Annotated in this window: 13 protein-coding genes; 8 read left to right on the forward strand and 5 right to left on the reverse strand. The window is 67.1% G+C overall.

Features of this window, described 5'->3' with window-relative positions:
* Window positions 1-152: 152 nt before the first annotated feature.
* From ACLSSQ_RS00075 to ACLSSQ_RS00085, 3 genes are read right to left on the reverse strand one after another with little or no spacing between them, the layout of a single operon-like run.
* A complete protein-coding gene (locus ACLSSQ_RS00075) occupies window positions 153-641 on the reverse strand; it encodes a DUF494 family protein (protein WP_130459632.1) in 489 nt (162 codons plus the stop codon).
* 10 nt (window positions 642-651) lie between these two features.
* Window positions 652-1770 carry a DNA-processing protein DprA gene (dprA, locus tag ACLSSQ_RS00080; RefSeq protein ID WP_416243422.1) on the reverse strand — a complete coding sequence of 373 codons (1119 nt, stop codon included), beginning with the start codon at window positions 1768-1770 and terminating at the stop codon, window positions 652-654.
* Between the two features lie 9 nt (window positions 1771-1779).
* Window positions 1780-2772: a LysM peptidoglycan-binding domain-containing protein gene (locus ACLSSQ_RS00085; RefSeq protein ID WP_232058792.1), complete on the reverse strand. Its 993-nt coding sequence runs from the start codon at window positions 2770-2772 to the stop codon at window positions 1780-1782.
* A gap of 180 nt (window positions 2773-2952) precedes the next feature.
* Here ACLSSQ_RS00085 and def point away from each other — a divergent pair, with 180 nt between their 5' ends.
* The 3 genes from def to htpX are packed head-to-tail and all read left to right on the forward strand — an operon-like array spanning window position 2953 to window position 5341.
* Complete coding sequence (gene def / locus ACLSSQ_RS00090; protein WP_416243423.1) at window positions 2953-3456, forward strand: peptide deformylase; 504 nt, start codon at window positions 2953-2955, stop codon at window positions 3454-3456.
* A gap of 55 nt (window positions 3457-3511) precedes the next feature.
* Window positions 3512-4438, forward strand: coding sequence for a methionyl-tRNA formyltransferase (fmt, locus tag ACLSSQ_RS00095; protein ID WP_287874611.1), 927 nt, complete (start codon window positions 3512-3514; stop codon window positions 4436-4438).
* 57 nt (window positions 4439-4495) lie between these two features.
* The gene (htpX, locus tag ACLSSQ_RS00100; protein ID WP_287874612.1) at window positions 4496-5341 is read left to right on the forward strand and encodes a zinc metalloprotease HtpX; all 846 of its coding nucleotides are present in this window, start codon (window positions 4496-4498) and stop codon (window positions 5339-5341) included.
* Between the two features lie 90 nt (window positions 5342-5431).
* Here htpX and ACLSSQ_RS00105 read toward each other — a convergent pair whose 3' ends face one another.
* Together ACLSSQ_RS00105 and ACLSSQ_RS00110 are read right to left on the reverse strand one after the other, a co-directional pair.
* Window positions 5432-6355 (reverse strand): S1/P1 nuclease, encoded by a 924-nt coding sequence (locus ACLSSQ_RS00105; protein ID WP_287874613.1) that lies wholly within the window; start codon window positions 6353-6355, stop codon window positions 5432-5434.
* A complete protein-coding gene (locus ACLSSQ_RS00110) occupies window positions 6355-7257 on the reverse strand; it encodes a cation diffusion facilitator family transporter (protein WP_416243424.1) in 903 nt (300 codons plus the stop codon). Before ACLSSQ_RS00110 ends, ACLSSQ_RS00105 begins: the two co-directional genes overlap by 1 nt.
* Before the next feature lie 173 nt (window positions 7258-7430).
* On the opposite strand from ACLSSQ_RS00110, the gene rsmB reads away from it, so the two are divergent.
* The 5 genes from rsmB to trkA all read left to right on the forward strand — a co-directional run bounded on the left by rsmB (window position 7431) and on the right by trkA (window position 14280).
* Window positions 7431-8768 carry a 16S rRNA (cytosine(967)-C(5))-methyltransferase RsmB gene (gene rsmB / locus ACLSSQ_RS00115; RefSeq protein WP_416243425.1) on the forward strand — a complete coding sequence of 446 codons (1338 nt, stop codon included), beginning with the start codon at window positions 7431-7433 and terminating at the stop codon, window positions 8766-8768.
* Entirely contained in the window at window positions 8728-9336 is a 609-nt protein-coding gene (locus ACLSSQ_RS00120) for a DUF4390 domain-containing protein (RefSeq protein ID WP_152090167.1), read from the forward strand. Before rsmB ends, ACLSSQ_RS00120 begins: the two co-directional genes overlap by 41 nt.
* Window positions 9333-11453, forward strand: coding sequence for a sensor histidine kinase (locus ACLSSQ_RS00125; RefSeq protein ID WP_130459641.1), 2121 nt, complete (start codon window positions 9333-9335; stop codon window positions 11451-11453). The genes ACLSSQ_RS00120 and ACLSSQ_RS00125 overlap by 4 nt, the downstream gene beginning before the upstream one ends.
* Window positions 11454-11476: 23 nt before the next feature.
* The gene (locus ACLSSQ_RS00130) at window positions 11477-12733 is read left to right on the forward strand and encodes a sigma-54-dependent transcriptional regulator (protein ID WP_130459642.1); all 1257 of its coding nucleotides are present in this window, start codon (window positions 11477-11479) and stop codon (window positions 12731-12733) included.
* Window positions 12734-12849: 116 nt separating this feature from the next.
* A complete protein-coding gene (gene trkA, locus ACLSSQ_RS00135) occupies window positions 12850-14280 on the forward strand; it encodes a Trk system potassium transporter TrkA (protein ID WP_014235916.1) in 1431 nt (476 codons plus the stop codon).
* The last annotated feature ends 6 nt before the right edge of the window (window positions 14281-14286 follow it).

The raw sequence follows: 14286 nt of genomic DNA on the forward strand, positions 1-14286 counted from the left end.
GGGATGATAAGAGGGACTTACGGGCCTTGGCAAGCAAGCAGCCACTAATTTGACGCGCGAAGCCTGCATATTGCGTGCTTCGCCCATCATGCTGCCTGCGCCATCTGGTGCGACCCCTCAGTCGCCCCGGCTGGCAGGCCCGACGGATGGACTTAATGCAGGTGTTCGGGTTCCGCGTCGGAGAGCAGTTCTTCGACGATGAGGGTATCCAGGTTCTGCTCCTGGCTCCACAGGACCATCAGCACGATGACCTTGAAGCGGCCCAGGGACAACCGGTCGTCCGGCAGGGCCATGGCCCGCTCGATGACCAGTTCCCGCAGGTCGGCGGAGAGGACCTTGGCCTGTTCCAGGAAATGCAGGAAGCCCAGGGCGTCGGCACCCAGGTGGGCGCTTTCGTCCGGCGTGTAGGCCCGCAGGGAACGGGAATCGGCCTGCAGCTGGCGGGTCGGCAGGGTGGCCTTGAGGCCCTGGAGCCATTCCAGGGCTTCGCTGATTTCTTCTTCGGAGAAGCCGGCCGCAGTGAGTTTGCGGCTGAGGGCCGTGTCGGCCTGGGAATCGGGTGAATCGGGTTGATTGCCGGACTTGCTGAAGTCGGCGAAATCGACGTAGTTTTCGAAGAGATAGACGAGGATGTCGAACATTGGCAACGTATCAGGTGGGGGAAAGCCGCTGGTAGCGGCCTCCGGGAAGACTGGCAACGCGGTCCGCCAGTTCCAGCGTCACGAGGATGGCGCATAGGGCTTCCGTCGTCAAGCCTGTGCGCTGCAGCAATTGGTCCAGATTGGCCGGATCGTGGCCGAGGGCATCGAGTACGGCAGCCTGGCCAGGATCAAGGATTGGCGAGGTTGTTGGGGTATTGCCGGTGGAAAGTGGCGTCCTTGCTGGCTTGCAGCCCGGGGGGTCGAACGGGCCGATTTCTTCCACGATGTCCCGGGCTTCCTGCACCAGCTTGGCGCCCTGCTGAATCAGCCGGTGGCAGCCCTTGGCCACCGGCGAATGGATGGAGCCCGGAATGGCAAACACCTCCCGGCCCAGTTCGGCCGCCAGGCGGGCGGTGATGAGGGAACCGCTTTCCAGGGCGGCTTCCACCACCAGGCAGCCCTTGGCCATGCCGGCGATGATGCGGTTGCGGCGGGGAAAATTGTGGGCTACCGCCGGCGTACCCAGGGGAAATTCGGAAACGATGGCGCCTTCGGTCGCCAGTTGCAGCGCCAGTTCCTTGTGCCGCGAGGGATAGATGCGGTCAGCCCCGGTGCCGATGACGGCGACGCTGCCGCCCTCCCCTTTCAGCCCGCCGCGATGGGCGGCGCCGTCGATGCCCAGGGCCAGGCCGCTGACGATGGTCAGCCCCTGGGCCGCCAGATCGGCAGCGAGGGCCTCGGCATCCTTGAGGCCCTGGGGCGTGGCATTACGACTGCCGACAATGGCCAGGGCAGGCCGGTTGAGCAATTCCACCCGGCCCTTCACATAGAGCAGGCTGGGAGGATCGGCGGATTCGAGCAGCAGCTGGGGATAGTCTGGATCGGCCAGGGTCAGGATGCGGTTGCCCGGCTTGCCGGCCCAGTCCAGGGCCCGGTCCACCGCTTCCTGATTGTCCGTGTCGAGCAGCAGTTCGGCCTTCTTGCCGACGACCTGCTTGAGGGCACCGGGGGGGGCGGAAAAAATCTGTTCCGGCAGGCCGAAGGCGGCCAGCAGATGGCGCTGGGTCTCCGGCCCGACGCCCGGAACCAGCGTCAGCCGGAGCCAGGCGGTGAGGGCCGGATCAGCCACGGCGGGGGCTCAGGGGTTGCGTACCAGATCGGCCAGAGACAGGGGCAAGGCAGCATCCATGACCAGGGCGTAGGAAACCCGCTCGAACGTCCGGAAGACAAAGACCAGGCCATAGCGCTGGGGCGGCACTTTGACCAGCTCCCGCTCGCCCTGTTCGTTGCGCTGTTCATAGACCTTTTCACTGCGCAGCAAGGCCAGGACGTGGCCGACCTCGAGCCCGTCGCGACTGCCCCTGGACAGGGATACCACCGAGTAGCGCCCACCGGTGCCGACACCGCCGTACACCGCGATGATGCGGGCCTCAACCTTGGCTTCCGGACGACGGGGCGCATAGGTGATCAGTTCGGGGCGGGATGCGGGCATCAGCCGGTCGAACTTGCCGACCTCCTGCTTCACCTCCACCATTTCCATGACGGAGGGCTCTCCCGGTTGAATCAGCCTGGCCGTACCCAGGTAGAACGCCTCATGACCCAGCACTTCCTTGGTGTCGGGATCGAGCATGGCCTTGCCGGGACGATAGACCTGCCACAATTCGGAAGGCTCCCGTACCCCAACCACGTAGGCCTGGTCGCCGCCGCCAAGATAGACCCGTCCTTCCTGGGTGGCGATGATGCGGGCTTCCTTGTCCATGGCGCTGGGGTCCACCACCAGGGGCTGGGACAGGAAGGGCTCGATGATGCTTTGCGGAATGGTGGGAATTTCGTTCTTGACCGCTTCGCTGTACTCGCGCGGCTGCAGCTTGAGCGATTTGGCCAGCTTGAGCTGTGGCTTGCCGTCCTCGCCGGTGACCATGACGATGACGTCGCCCGGGTAGATGCGGTGGGGATTCTTGATCTGGTCCTTGTTCAGGCGCCAGATTTCGGGCCAGCGCCAGGGTTCCTGGATGAACTTGCCGGCGATGCCCCACAGGGTGTCGCCCGGCACCACGATATGGCGGTCCGGCGCGTTGTCGGCGAGGCGGGGAGATTCCTGGGCACTGGCGCTGGAGGCGGCGACAGCCAACAGAAGGGTGGCTATAATGCGGGCGGGGTTCAGGCCAGGGCGGCCGAACAGGTGTCGAATCATCGTGGCGTCCTCGCGCTGCCGGAACAAGGGCGGCCCTTTTGTTGTCCACACCCATGTCCCGAATCTAGGGATTTGGTTTAAATTCTGCATGTAATAGATTATTCGGGCAAGCTTTTTATGGCTTTACTCCCTATTTTGCGCTTCCCGGATCCCCGCTTGAAAAAAGTGGCGGTTCCGGTCCAAAAAATTGACGACGGCATTCGTGCCCTGGCCCGGGACATGGCGGAAACCATGTACGAGGCGCCGGGTATCGGTCTGGCCGCCACCCAGGTCGATGTACACAAGCAGGTGATTGTCATCGACGTGTCGGAAACCAAGGACGAACTCTTGGTGCTGATCAATCCGGAAATCACCCACCGCGACGGACTGCAGGTGGGTGAAGAAGGCTGTCTCTCGGTGCCGGGCATTTACGACAAGGTCGAGCGGGCCGAGCATATCGCCGTGCGTTACCTGGACCTGGACGGCAAGATCTGTTCCCTGGAAACCGACGGCCTGCTGGCGGTCTGCATCCAGCATGAGCTGGATCACTTGCAGGGTAAGGTTTTCGTCGATCATCTGTCCCAGCTCAAACAGGGTCGCATCAAGGCCAAGCTGGCCAAGCAGGCCCGCATCACCGCCTGATTTTCCGGGGGAGCAGCTCTGCTCCCCTGCCCTCTTTCCTTCCGGTTCTCCCCCCATGAAAATCGTCTTTGCCGGCACTCCCGAATTTGCCGCCCGGGCCCTGGCCGCCCTTTACGAGGCAGGCCACGACATTCCTCTGGTACTGACCCAGCCCGACCGGCCGGCGGGCCGGGGCATGACCCTGCAGGCCTCGCCGGTGAAGCAACTGGCCCTGTCCCGGGGCAGCGAAGTGTTCCAGCCCCTGACCCTGAAGGATGAGGCGGCCCAGGAGAAGCTGCGCCAGCTGGCACCGGACGTGATGGTGGTGGCCGCCTATGGCCTGATCCTGCCCCAGGCCGTGCTGGATATTCCGCGCCATGGCTGCCTCAACATCCATGCCTCCCTCCTGCCCCGCTGGCGCGGCGCGGCTCCCATCCACCGGGCCATTCTGGCCGGCGATGCGGAAAGCGGTGTCTGCATCATGCAGATGGAAGCCGGCCTGGATACCGGCCCCGTGCTCCTTTCCGCCAGTACGCCCATCACGGCCCAGGATACGTCCCAGACCCTGCACGACAAGCTGGCGGTGCAGGGGGCCCAGCTTATTGTCAGCGCCTTGCAGCACCTGCCGCTGCCGGCGGTCGCCCAGCCCGAAGCCGGTGTCACCTACGCCGCCAAGCTGGACAAGTCCGAGGCGCCCCTGGACTGGCGCCGTCCGGCAGCCGAGCTGGATCGGCAGATCCGGGCCTTCACTCCATTCCCCGGAACCACCGCGGTGCTGGACGGTGCGCCCCTGAAAGTCTGGGCCGCCCTGCCCCGCAGCGAAAGCGGTGTCCCCGGTACCGTGCTGGCGGCGGACAAGCACGGCATCCTGGTGGCTTGCGGTAGTGGCTCCCTGCTGCTGACCGAATTGCAGAAGGCCGGCGGCAAACGCCTGCCGGTAGCCCAGTTCCTGGCCGGCCACGGCGTGTCCGCAGGGGCGCGGTTCGAACTCCCGGCGGCTTGAATTTGGCGACAGGCGCCCCGAGTTAACCACCCATACAAGATTGTCCGGAGGTTTGAGATGAGTGCGAACTGGTTCAAGACCACCCTGCTGATGGCGGCCATCGTCGCCCTTTTCGGTGTCATCGGCGGCGCCGTGGGCGGTGCCCAGGGCATGGTGATCGCCCTGCTTCTGGGCGGCGCCATGAATGTGTTCGCCTACTGGAATTCGGACAAGATGGTGCTGCGCATGTACAACGCGCAGCAGGTGGACGAGGCTTCCTCCCCCTATCTCTACAATATGGTGAAGGAGCTGGCCGGCCGTGCCGGGTTGCCCATGCCCCGGGTGTACATCATCGACGAGGCTCAGCCCAACGCCTTCGCTACCGGCCGCAATCCCGAGAACGCCGCGGTGGCGGCGACCACCGGCATCCTGCAGATGCTCTCCCAGCGGGAGTTGCGGGGCGTCATGGCCCACGAACTGGCCCACGTGCAGCATCGGGACATCCTCATTTCCACCATTTCCGCCACCATGGCCGGCGCCATTTCGGCCCTTGCCAATATCGCCATGTTCTTCGGTGGCCGGGACGAAGAAGGTCGACCGGCAAATCCCCTGGCCAGCATCCTGGTGGCCCTGTTGGCGCCCCTGGCGGCCAGCCTGATCCAGATGGCCATTTCCCGGGCCCGGGAATTCGAGGCCGACCGGGGCGGTGCCCAGATCAGCGGCGACCCCCTGGCCCTGGCCGATGCCCTGGCCAAGATCGATGCCTACGCCCGGGGCATTCCCATGCCGGCGGCGGAGGCCCATCCGGAAACGGCCCAGATGATGATCATGAATCCCCTGTCGGGGGGTGGTCTGGCCGGACTGTTTTCCACCCATCCGGCGACCGAAGAACGCATTGCGCGGCTGCGTCAGCTGGCCCGCTGACAATTTCCCAAAAGAAACAGGGCGGTCCTCACCGCCCTGTTTCACGTGAAACACCCGGTGGCGTTCGCCGGCTTTGTTCCACGTGAAACGTCACTTACCCCATATCCTGTTGAGCAGTCCGGCCAGCCGGCGCCCTGCCTCAACCAGCCGTCTATCTGCGACTGCCTTGGCTTGCCTGCTGTAACGTTCATCCAGTACCGGCACCAGATTGCTGTCGATGCCGGGATAAACCCGGGTGCGTGCCAGTTGCAATGACTCCTGCCGCCAGGCGGCAACCGTCTTCTGTGGTGTGTGCTGAATGTCGGAGTCCATTAACTGGGCGGCATCCAGCAGCTGGTTTCCCCGCAGCCGGGAGGGTCCCGGCAGATCATCCCAATAGGTGTGCAGGCTGGTTTCGGGTCTGCGGTTGTTGGCCGGGTCGATCACCGACTGGTCGTTGCCCCCGGCATCCGGGTTGCCTTCCTCGTCGTAGCGGCTAACCACGTGCAGGGGCTGGTGGATGTCACCCACCAAATGGATCAGCCAGACCAGGGCGTAGGCCCGCTCCGGGTCGCCCAGGCGCCGGTCGGCCAGTTGGGCCGACAACTGCTTGATGCGGGTGGTGAGCTGTCCCCGCTGCGGTGCCCGCTCCTCCGGCCCGCCCCGCCCAGGCGTCAGGGGCAGGTTCTCGTAGTGCCAGTCCCGATGCCGGGCCATCATGTCCGGCGTGTCGGAAAGCGTCTCTGCGTCGTTGTCGTGGTAGCGGCTGTCGTGACGGATGTCGTCGGCCCAGGTGGAGGCTTCGATGAACAGAACCCGGCTTTGCTCCAGGCTGCCGTAGTGCTTCTGCTGGCGTTGCCAGCGGGCGAGGTCCGGGTGTGCCTGCAGCAGGCGGCTCACCTGTTGGCGCGCCGGGGCGGACAGCCTGTTCCAGGCAATGCTGGCGCTGATGCGGTGCCCCGCTCCGTTCCAGGCCAGGGCGGGAGGCGCGCCGAGGCCGATGCCCAGGATCAGGAGCAGCGCCTTGGCTCGCATCAGCGGTCCAGGTCGATGTCCTGGTGGGACAGGGGGTCTTCCAGGGGCTCCAGATGAGTGGTGACGTGGGCGCCGGGAATGGCCCGGCGGATGTCCTCCTCCACCTGCTCGGCCAGCTCGTGAGCCCGTTGCACCGTCCATTCCCCCGGCACCAGCACGTGCAGGGAAATGAAGGCCCGGGTGCCGGCCTGGCGGGTGCGGATGGCGTGGAAGCCGATGCCTTGCTGCCGGTGGGGCGAGAGGGCGCCTTCCAGGCTGCCGAGGAATTCCTCCGGCAGGGCGGCGTCCATGAGTCCGGCAGCCGCATCCCGAATCAGGTGCCAGGCAGTGTAGAGAATGTGGGTGGCAACGATCAGGGCCAGGATCGGGTCCAGCCACAGCCAGCCGGTCAGGGCCACGGCGGCCACGCCGGCAATGACGCCGACAGAGGTCCATACATCGGTCATCAGGTGGGCGCTGTCCGCCTTGAGGGCGACCGAGCCGTACTGCTTGCCGGCGGCCAGGAGGACCCGGGCGACGCCCAGATTGACCAGGGAAGCCACTACCGAAATGGCCAGGCCCACGCCTACCTGCTCCAGAGCCTGGGGGTTCAGCAGGCGGTTGATGGCGGTGTGGGCGATGGCCAGGGCCGCCACCAGGATGAGCAGGCCCTCGAAGCCGCTGGCGAAATACTCGGCCTTGCTGTGGCCGTAGGCGTGCTTTTCGTCGGGCGGCTGGGCCGCCAGGGTCAGCATCCACAGGGCCATGAGGGCGCCGGCCAGATTGACGAAGGATTCCAGCGCATCGGAAAGCAGGCCGACGGAACCGGTCCACCACCAGGCCGCCCCCTTGAGCAGGATGGTGGCGATGGCGGCGGCAATGGACAGCCAGGCGTAGCGGGTCAGGGAGGTGTTGGTGTGCATGGCCGGATTATCGCCCAAAAGTGCCCCGGGCCCGAGGGACCCGCGACGGCGGGAAAAGTGGTGAAAACCGCTCCGGTGCTGCCGGAGCGACAGAAAGGCCATGCTAAACTGCTTCGACTACGCCGATGTACTTCCGGCAGCCTTTTTTACCGATTTTTTTGAGCCCGCAATCCTTGTCTTCCCGCAACTCCCCGCCCGCCTCCCGCCGCCCTTCTCCTGTCCACTCCGCTCCGGAGCCGGCACCCGATTCCCTGGCCCGCGCCCTGCTGCTGGCCAGTGCAGCCGTTGCTGCCGTCCAGGCCGGACGCAGCCTGACCGAAGTGCTGGCGCAGCAGGCCAAGGGCGAACTGGGGCCGACCCGGGCCCAGGCACAGGATCTGGCCTACGGCGCCCTGCGCCGTTATGGCTGGGGCGAGGCGGTGTTGGCGGCCCTGCTGCAGAAGCCCCTGCCCGAACCCCAGCTGCAGAGCCTGCTGCTGTGCGCCCTGTACCGCTTGGAGAGCCGGCCGGAGCAGAGCCACACGGTGGTGGACCAGGCCGTGGCCGCTGCCGCCACCCTGGCCAAGGGCAATTTCCGGGGGGTGATCAACGGCGTGCTGCGCAGTTATCTGCGGCAGCGGCCCGAGCTGCTGGCCCGGGCCACCGGCAAGCCGTCGGGGGCCTGGTGGCATCCCGACTGGTGGCTGTTCCGCCTGCGCCGGGCCTATCCCCGGGATTGGGAAGCCATTGCCACGGCCGGCAACGGCCAGCCGCCCATGACCCTGCGGGTCAATCTGGCCCGGGGCTCCCGGGAGGAATACCAGGCTCGCCTGGACGCCGCCGGGATTGCCGCTGCACCCCTGGGCAGCGCCGCCCTGCTGCTGCAGAATCCGGTGCCGGTGGATGCCCTGCCCGGCTTTTTCGACGGTTTTGTCTCGGTTCAGGACTGGGGCGCCCAGCGCGCCGCCGAGCTGCTGGACGCCCGGGCCGGCCAGCGGGTGCTGGATGCCTGCGCCGCCCCCGGCGGCAAGACGGCCCATATTCTTGAACGGGCCGGGGTGGACCTGCTGGCCCTGGACGTGGACGGGCTGCGCTGCCGCCGGGTGGAGGAAAACCTGAGCCGCCTGGGCCTTCGGGCCGCCGTGCGTGCTGCCGATGCCCGCTGCCCCGACGACTGGTGGGACGGCCGCCCCTTCGACCGCATTCTGGCCGATGTGCCTTGTTCCGCCAGCGGCGTGGTGCGCCGCCATCCGGACAGCAAATGGCTGCGGCGGGAGACCGACATCGCCCAGTTCGCCCGGGTGCAGCGGCAGATCCTGGAGGTGCTGTGGCCGACTCTGGCGGTGGGTGGGCGCCTGCTCTATGCCACCTGCTCCGTTTTCCCCGAGGAGAACAGCCAGCAGGTGAGCGCCTTCCTGGCGCGCCACGGGGATGCCCGCCGCATCGGCATCGACGGTGCCGACGAGTTGCAGTTGTTGCCAGGAAGTGAACATGACGGCTTCTACTATGCGCTGCTGGAAAAGACCGCTTAAGCTCCTCGCCATCTGCTGGCTCTGTCTCTGGGCTGCCCTGGGGGCGGCGAGCGAGGTGGAGGTACGCAATCCCCAGCTCACTCCGGGGGACGACGGCTACACCCTCTCCGCCGACTTCGCCTTCGAGTTCAATTCCCGCCTGGAAGAAGCGGTGACCCGGGGGGTGGTGCTCAACTTCCTGGTGGAATTCGAGCTGACCCGCGTCCGCTGGTACTGGCTGGACGACAAGGTGGCCAGCCGCAGCCAGACCCTGCGTCTCTCCTACAACGCCCTCACCCGCCAGTACCGCCTTTCCTCCGGCGCTCTGCACCAGAACTTCTCCTCCCTGGAGGAGGCCCTGCGCATCCTCTCCCGCCTGCGCCACTGGACGGTGCTGGACAAGTCCGTGGCCCTCCGCCCCGGGGAAACCTACCAGGCTTCCCTGCGCCTGCGCCTCGATCCCTCCCAGCTGCCCAAGCCCTTCCAGCTGACGGCCCTGGCCAACCGGGAATGGAACCTGGCTTCCGACTGGCTCAACTGGCCCTTCTCCGTGCCCCGGGAAGAGCCGCCGCGGGAGGGCGCCAAGTGAGAGTCCTCCTGGTCATCGTCGCCGCCCTGGGCGGCATCCTGCTCTTCCTGCTGGCCTCGGCCTCGGCCAATACGGCCCTTTTCGCCCGCAACTATCCCTGGCTGCTGGCCCTCAACGGTCTGGTGGCCCTGGCCCTGGCCGGCCTGGTGGCCTGGCAGCTGCGGGCCCTGTGGAAGGAGCACCGGGCCAAGGTCTTCGGCTCCCGCCTGAAGCTGCGCCTGCTGGTCTTCTTCGCCCTCATGGGGGTGGTGCCCGGTGTCACCATCTATGCCGTGTCGGTGCAGTTCGTCACCAAGAGCATCGAGAGCTGGTTCGACGTGCGGGTGGAAACCGCTCTGGAGTCGGGCCTCAACCTGGGCCGCAGTGCCCTTGACGCCATGCTTTCCGACCTCACCGAGAAGGGCCGGCAGATGGCCCAGGAACTGGCCGACCGGCCCGACGGCACTCGCCGCCTGCTGCTCAACCGCCTGCGCGACCAGGCCGGGGTGGAAAGCGCGGCCCTCTTCGCCGCCAACGGCCAGGTCATCGCCAGCGCCAATGGCGACTATTCTTCCCTGCTGCCCTCCCTGCCCTCCTCCGCCCAGCTGAAGCAGGCCCGTCTTTCCCGGGGTATCGGTTCCATCGAGGGTGAGGGCAAGGACATGACCCTCAGGGTGCTGGTGGGCATTCCCGGCTACGGCCTGACCGAGGAGCCGCGCATCCTGCAGCTGACCCAGGGGGTGCCGCCGGCCATCGCCGAGAATGCCGATGCGGTGCAGGACGTGTACCGGGACTACCAGGAGCTGTCCCTGGCCCGCAGCGGCCTCACCCACATCTACGCCCTGACCCTGACCCTGGCCCTGCTGCTGTCCCTGTTTACCGCCATCGCCGTGGCCTATGTGCTGGCCCGGCGCCTTTCGGCGCCCCTCTCCATCCTGGCCGAGGGTACCCAGGCCGTGGCCGCCGGCGACTTCACGCCGCGCCAGGCCATCTACAGCCGGGACGAACTGGGGGTGCTGACCCAGTCCTTCAACCAGATGACCCGTCAGCTGGACGATGCCCGCAAGGAGACGGAGCGCCACCGCAGCGAACTGGAATCGGCCCGGGCCTATCTGGAGGAAATTCTCGCCAACCTCTCTGCCGGCGTTCTCGCCTTCGACGCCCGCTTCGTCCTGCGGGCCATCAATGCGGGGGCCTGCACCATCCTCGGCGACGACTTCGTCGGCCTTTCCGGCGAGCCGGTGGAAGCCTGGCCCCGGCAGAACCTGCTGGGCCGGGCCATCCGCGACGGCTTTGCCGCCCATGCGGAAGAGGATTGGCAGACCCAGGTCGAGCTGGACCGCCCCGGCCTGGCGCCCCAGGTCCTGCTGTTGCGGGGCTCCAAGCTGCCGGCCGGCAGCGGCGGCGGCTACGTGGTGGTGTTCGACGAGGTGACCCAGCTCATCGCCGCCCAGCGCAGCGCCGCCTGGGGCGAAGTGGCCCGACGCCTGGCCCACGAGATCAAGAATCCCCTCACCCCCATCCAGCTTTCCGCCGAGCGCCTGCAGATGAAGCTGGAGGACAAGCTGGATGCGGCCGCGGCCGAGACCCTGAACAAGGGCACCCAGACCATCATCAACCAGGTCCAGGCCATGAAGCGCATGGTGGACGACTTCCGCGACTACGCCCGCATGCCCTCGCCGGTGCTGGCGGTGCTCGACCTCAACGCCCTGGTGGGCGAGGTGCTGGGGCTCTACGAGACCTCCCACGCCAGCATCGACGTGCATCTGGCCGGCGACCTGCCGCCGGTGCTGGGGGACGCCACCCAGCTGCGGCAGATCATCCACAACCTGCTGCGCAACGCCGAGGACGCCCTGGCGGAGCAGCCGGCGCCGGCCATCCGCCTCGCCACCGAGCCGGCCGGGCGCTTTGCCCGCCTGGTGGTGGAGGACAACGGCCCCGGCTTCCCGGCGGAAATCCTGGCCCGGGCCTTCGAACCCTACGTCACCACCAAGCCCAAGGGCACCGGCCTGGGCCTGGCCATCGTGCGCAAGATCGTGGACGAGCACGGCGGCCGCATCGACATCACCAACAAGCATGAAAACGGCACCGGAGGCGGCGCCCAGATCAGCATCCGCCTGCCCCTGGCCAACCCATAAGAAAACCGAGGATCTCAAGCAACATGGCTCAAATACTGGTTGTGGACGACGAAATCGGCATCCGGGAACTGCTGTCGGAAATCCTGGAGGACGAGGGACATCACATCTGGCTGGCGGAAAACGCCACGGCCGCCCGCCGCCTGCGGGCTGAGAAGCGCCCGGACCTGGTGCTGCTGGATATCTGGATGCCCGACACCGACGGTATTTCCCTGCTCAAGGAATGGGGCGCCTCGGGCCTGCTGACCATGCCGGTGGTGATGATGTCCGGCCACGGCACCATCGACACCGCGGTGGAGGCCACCCGCCACGGCGCCGTGGAATTCCTGGAAAAGCCCATCGCCCTGCAGAAGCTCCTAGCCACGGTGAAGAAGGCTTTGAAGCACGACGCCCAGACCGTCAAGCCGCCCCTGACCCTGGATGCCCTGGCCAAGCTGCCCCTGCTCAAGGACCTGAAGAAGCGCCTGGAGCAGGCGGCCAAGAGCGCCCCAGTGCTGCTGCTCAAGGGCGGCGCCGGCGCCATCGCCGACATCTGCGCCCGCACCCTGCAGGCGCCCCATGCGCCCTGGCTCGACCTGGCCGCCGAATCCGGGCCCCTGACCCAGGAACGTCTGCAACAGGCCTCCGGCGGCATTCTCTTCGTGCCGGACCTGGCGGTCCTGGGCAAGCTGCAGCAGATGAACCTGGCCTTCGCCCTGGAGCGCCTGGAGAAGTACAAGCTGCAACTGGTGGTGGCCTGCCACAAGCCGCTCCAGTCCTTGCTCGAAGCCGGCTGGGACGCCGCTCTGGTAGCCCGTCTCGGCGAGGTCTGGGTGGCCCTGCCCCAGCTTTCCGCCCATGCCGACGAGGTGCCGGAAATCGCCGGCCTGCTGCTCTCCCACCTGATGGAACGGGGCGAGGCCCCGGCCCGCCATTTCTCCAGCGCCGCCCTCAACGCCCTGCGCATGCACCGCTGGAGCGCCGATGGCTGGGGCGAGCTGCAGGGGGCGGTGAAAAACCTGGCGCTCACCGCCCTGGAGGAGGAAATCAGCGCCGAGGACGTGGCCGGCCTGCTCCACACCACCGACGGCGAGGCCGCCAGCACGCCCCTGGAGCCCCTTTTCTCCCAGCCCCTGCGGGAAGCCCGGGACGCCTTCGAGAAACTCTATTTCGAACACGTCCTGCGCCAGGAAGGGGGCAACATGACCCGGGTCTCGGAACGTTCCGGGGTGGAGCGCACCCACCTCTACCGCAAGCTCAAGCAACTGGGCGTCAGCACCGGCAAGCGCGGCGGCGAGGGCTGATCCGCCTGGGCGTGATGCAGTCCACGCCCCGCCCTTCCCCGCCGGCGCTACACTCGACGCAATAGAACAGGTTCCCGCCGGCCGCCCCATGGCCGGCCCAGGACATTGGGGGAAGCATGAAGATCGTCATTCTCGGTGCCGGCCAGGTCGGCGCCAGCGTGGCCGAGGCCCTGGTGCACGAGGCCAACGACATCACCATCGTGGACAACGACCGGGAGCGCCTGGCCGCCCTGCAGGACCGGCTCGACCTGCGCACCGTGTGCGGCAATGCGGCCCTGCCGTCCATCCTCGGCGACGCCGGCCTGGACGATGCGGACCTGCTCATCGCCGTGACCCAGAGCGACCAGACCAACCTGGTGGCCTGCAAGATCGCCAAGAGCCGCTTCAACGTGCCGACCCGCATTGCCCGCCTGCGGGCCGCCGATTTCCTCGAGGACGAGCAGCTTCTCTCCGACGAGAACTTCGCCGTGGATTTCGCCATCTGCCCCGAGGAGAACATCACCGACTACATCGTGCGTCTGGTGGATTTCCCCGAGGCCCTGCAGGTGCTGGAGTTCGCCGAGGGCCGCCTGGTCATGGTGGCGGTGCGGGCCTACGAGGGCGGCGCCCTGGTGGGCAAGCCGGTGCGCAAGCTGCGGGAGCACCTGCCGTCCCAGGTGGATGCCCGCATCGCCGCCCTCTTCCGCCAGGACCAGCCCATCATCCCCGAAGGCGAGACAGTGATCCATGCCGGCGACGAAGTCTTCATCATCGCCGCCAGCGAGCACATCCGCCCGGTGCTGCGGGAGCTGCGGCGCATGATGCGGCCGGTGAAGCGGGTGATGATCGCCGGCGGCGGCAACATCGGCTACCGGGTGGCCACCGCCCTGCAGCAGCGCCTGGAGGTGAAGCTGGTGGAGCACAACCGCAGCCGGGCCGAATGGATCGCGCCGCGCCTGGGCGACACCCTGGTGCTGTGCGGCGACGCCACGGACGAGGACCTGCTGGAGCAGGAGAACATCGCCGAGATGGACCTCTTTCTCGCCCTCACCAACGACGACGAAGACAACATCATGGCCGCCTCCCTGGCCAAGCGCCTGGGCTGCCAGCGGGTGCTGGCCCTGATCAACCGGCGCGCCTACGCCGACATGGTGCAGGGCGGCCCCATCGACATCGGTATTTCCCCGGCCCAGGTCTCCATCGGCACCCTGCTGGCCCACGTGCGCCGGGCCGACGTCTCCCAGGTCCATTCCCTGCGCCGGGGCGCCGCCGAGGCCCTGGAACTGGTGGCCCACGGCGACCGCAATTCCTCCCGGGTGGTGGGCCGCAGCCTGGGCGAGATTCCCCTGCCCAAGGGCGTCACCATCGCCGCCATCGTGCGCGACCTGGAGACGCCGGAAATCATCGGCTACCAGGGCCCGGTTGGCATCCAGGCCTACGGCCACGTGGTCATCGCCCACCGCGACACGGTGATCCAGTCCGGCGACCACGTCATCGTCTTCTGCGTAAATAAGAAGCTGGTGCACAAGGTGGAAAAACTGTTCCAGGTCGGCTTCGGCTTTCTCTGACGGGGG

Source organism: Azospira sp. APE16, assembly GCF_047901315.1.
Lineage (GTDB): Bacteria > Pseudomonadota > Gammaproteobacteria > Burkholderiales > Rhodocyclaceae > Azospira > Azospira oryzae.

Bases quoted from the DNA above. Each gene is read 5' to 3' on its own strand.
- ACLSSQ_RS00110 (WP_416243424.1), bottom strand. From the start codon at position 7,257: ATGCACACCAACACCTCCCTGACCCGCTACGCCTGGCTGTCCATTGCC.
- ACLSSQ_RS00130 (WP_130459642.1), top strand. From the start codon at position 11,477: ATGGCTCAAATACTGGTTGTGGACGACGAAATCGGCATCCGGGAACTG.
- ACLSSQ_RS00105 (WP_287874613.1), bottom strand. From the start codon at position 6,355: ATGCGAGCCAAGGCGCTGCTCCTGATCCTGGGCATCGGCCTCGGCGCG.
- def (WP_416243423.1), top strand. From the start codon at position 2,953: ATGGCTTTACTCCCTATTTTGCGCTTCCCGGATCCCCGCTTGAAAAAA.
- ACLSSQ_RS00120 (WP_152090167.1), top strand. From the start codon at position 8,728: ATGACGGCTTCTACTATGCGCTGCTGGAAAAGACCGCTTAAGCTCCTC.
- ACLSSQ_RS00075 (WP_130459632.1), bottom strand. From the start codon at position 641: ATGTTCGACATCCTCGTCTATCTCTTCGAAAACTACGTCGATTTCGCC.
- fmt (WP_287874611.1), top strand. From the start codon at position 3,512: ATGAAAATCGTCTTTGCCGGCACTCCCGAATTTGCCGCCCGGGCCCTG.
- htpX (WP_287874612.1), top strand. From the start codon at position 4,496: ATGAGTGCGAACTGGTTCAAGACCACCCTGCTGATGGCGGCCATCGTC.
- trkA (WP_014235916.1), top strand. From the start codon at position 12,850: ATGAAGATCGTCATTCTCGGTGCCGGCCAGGTCGGCGCCAGCGTGGCC.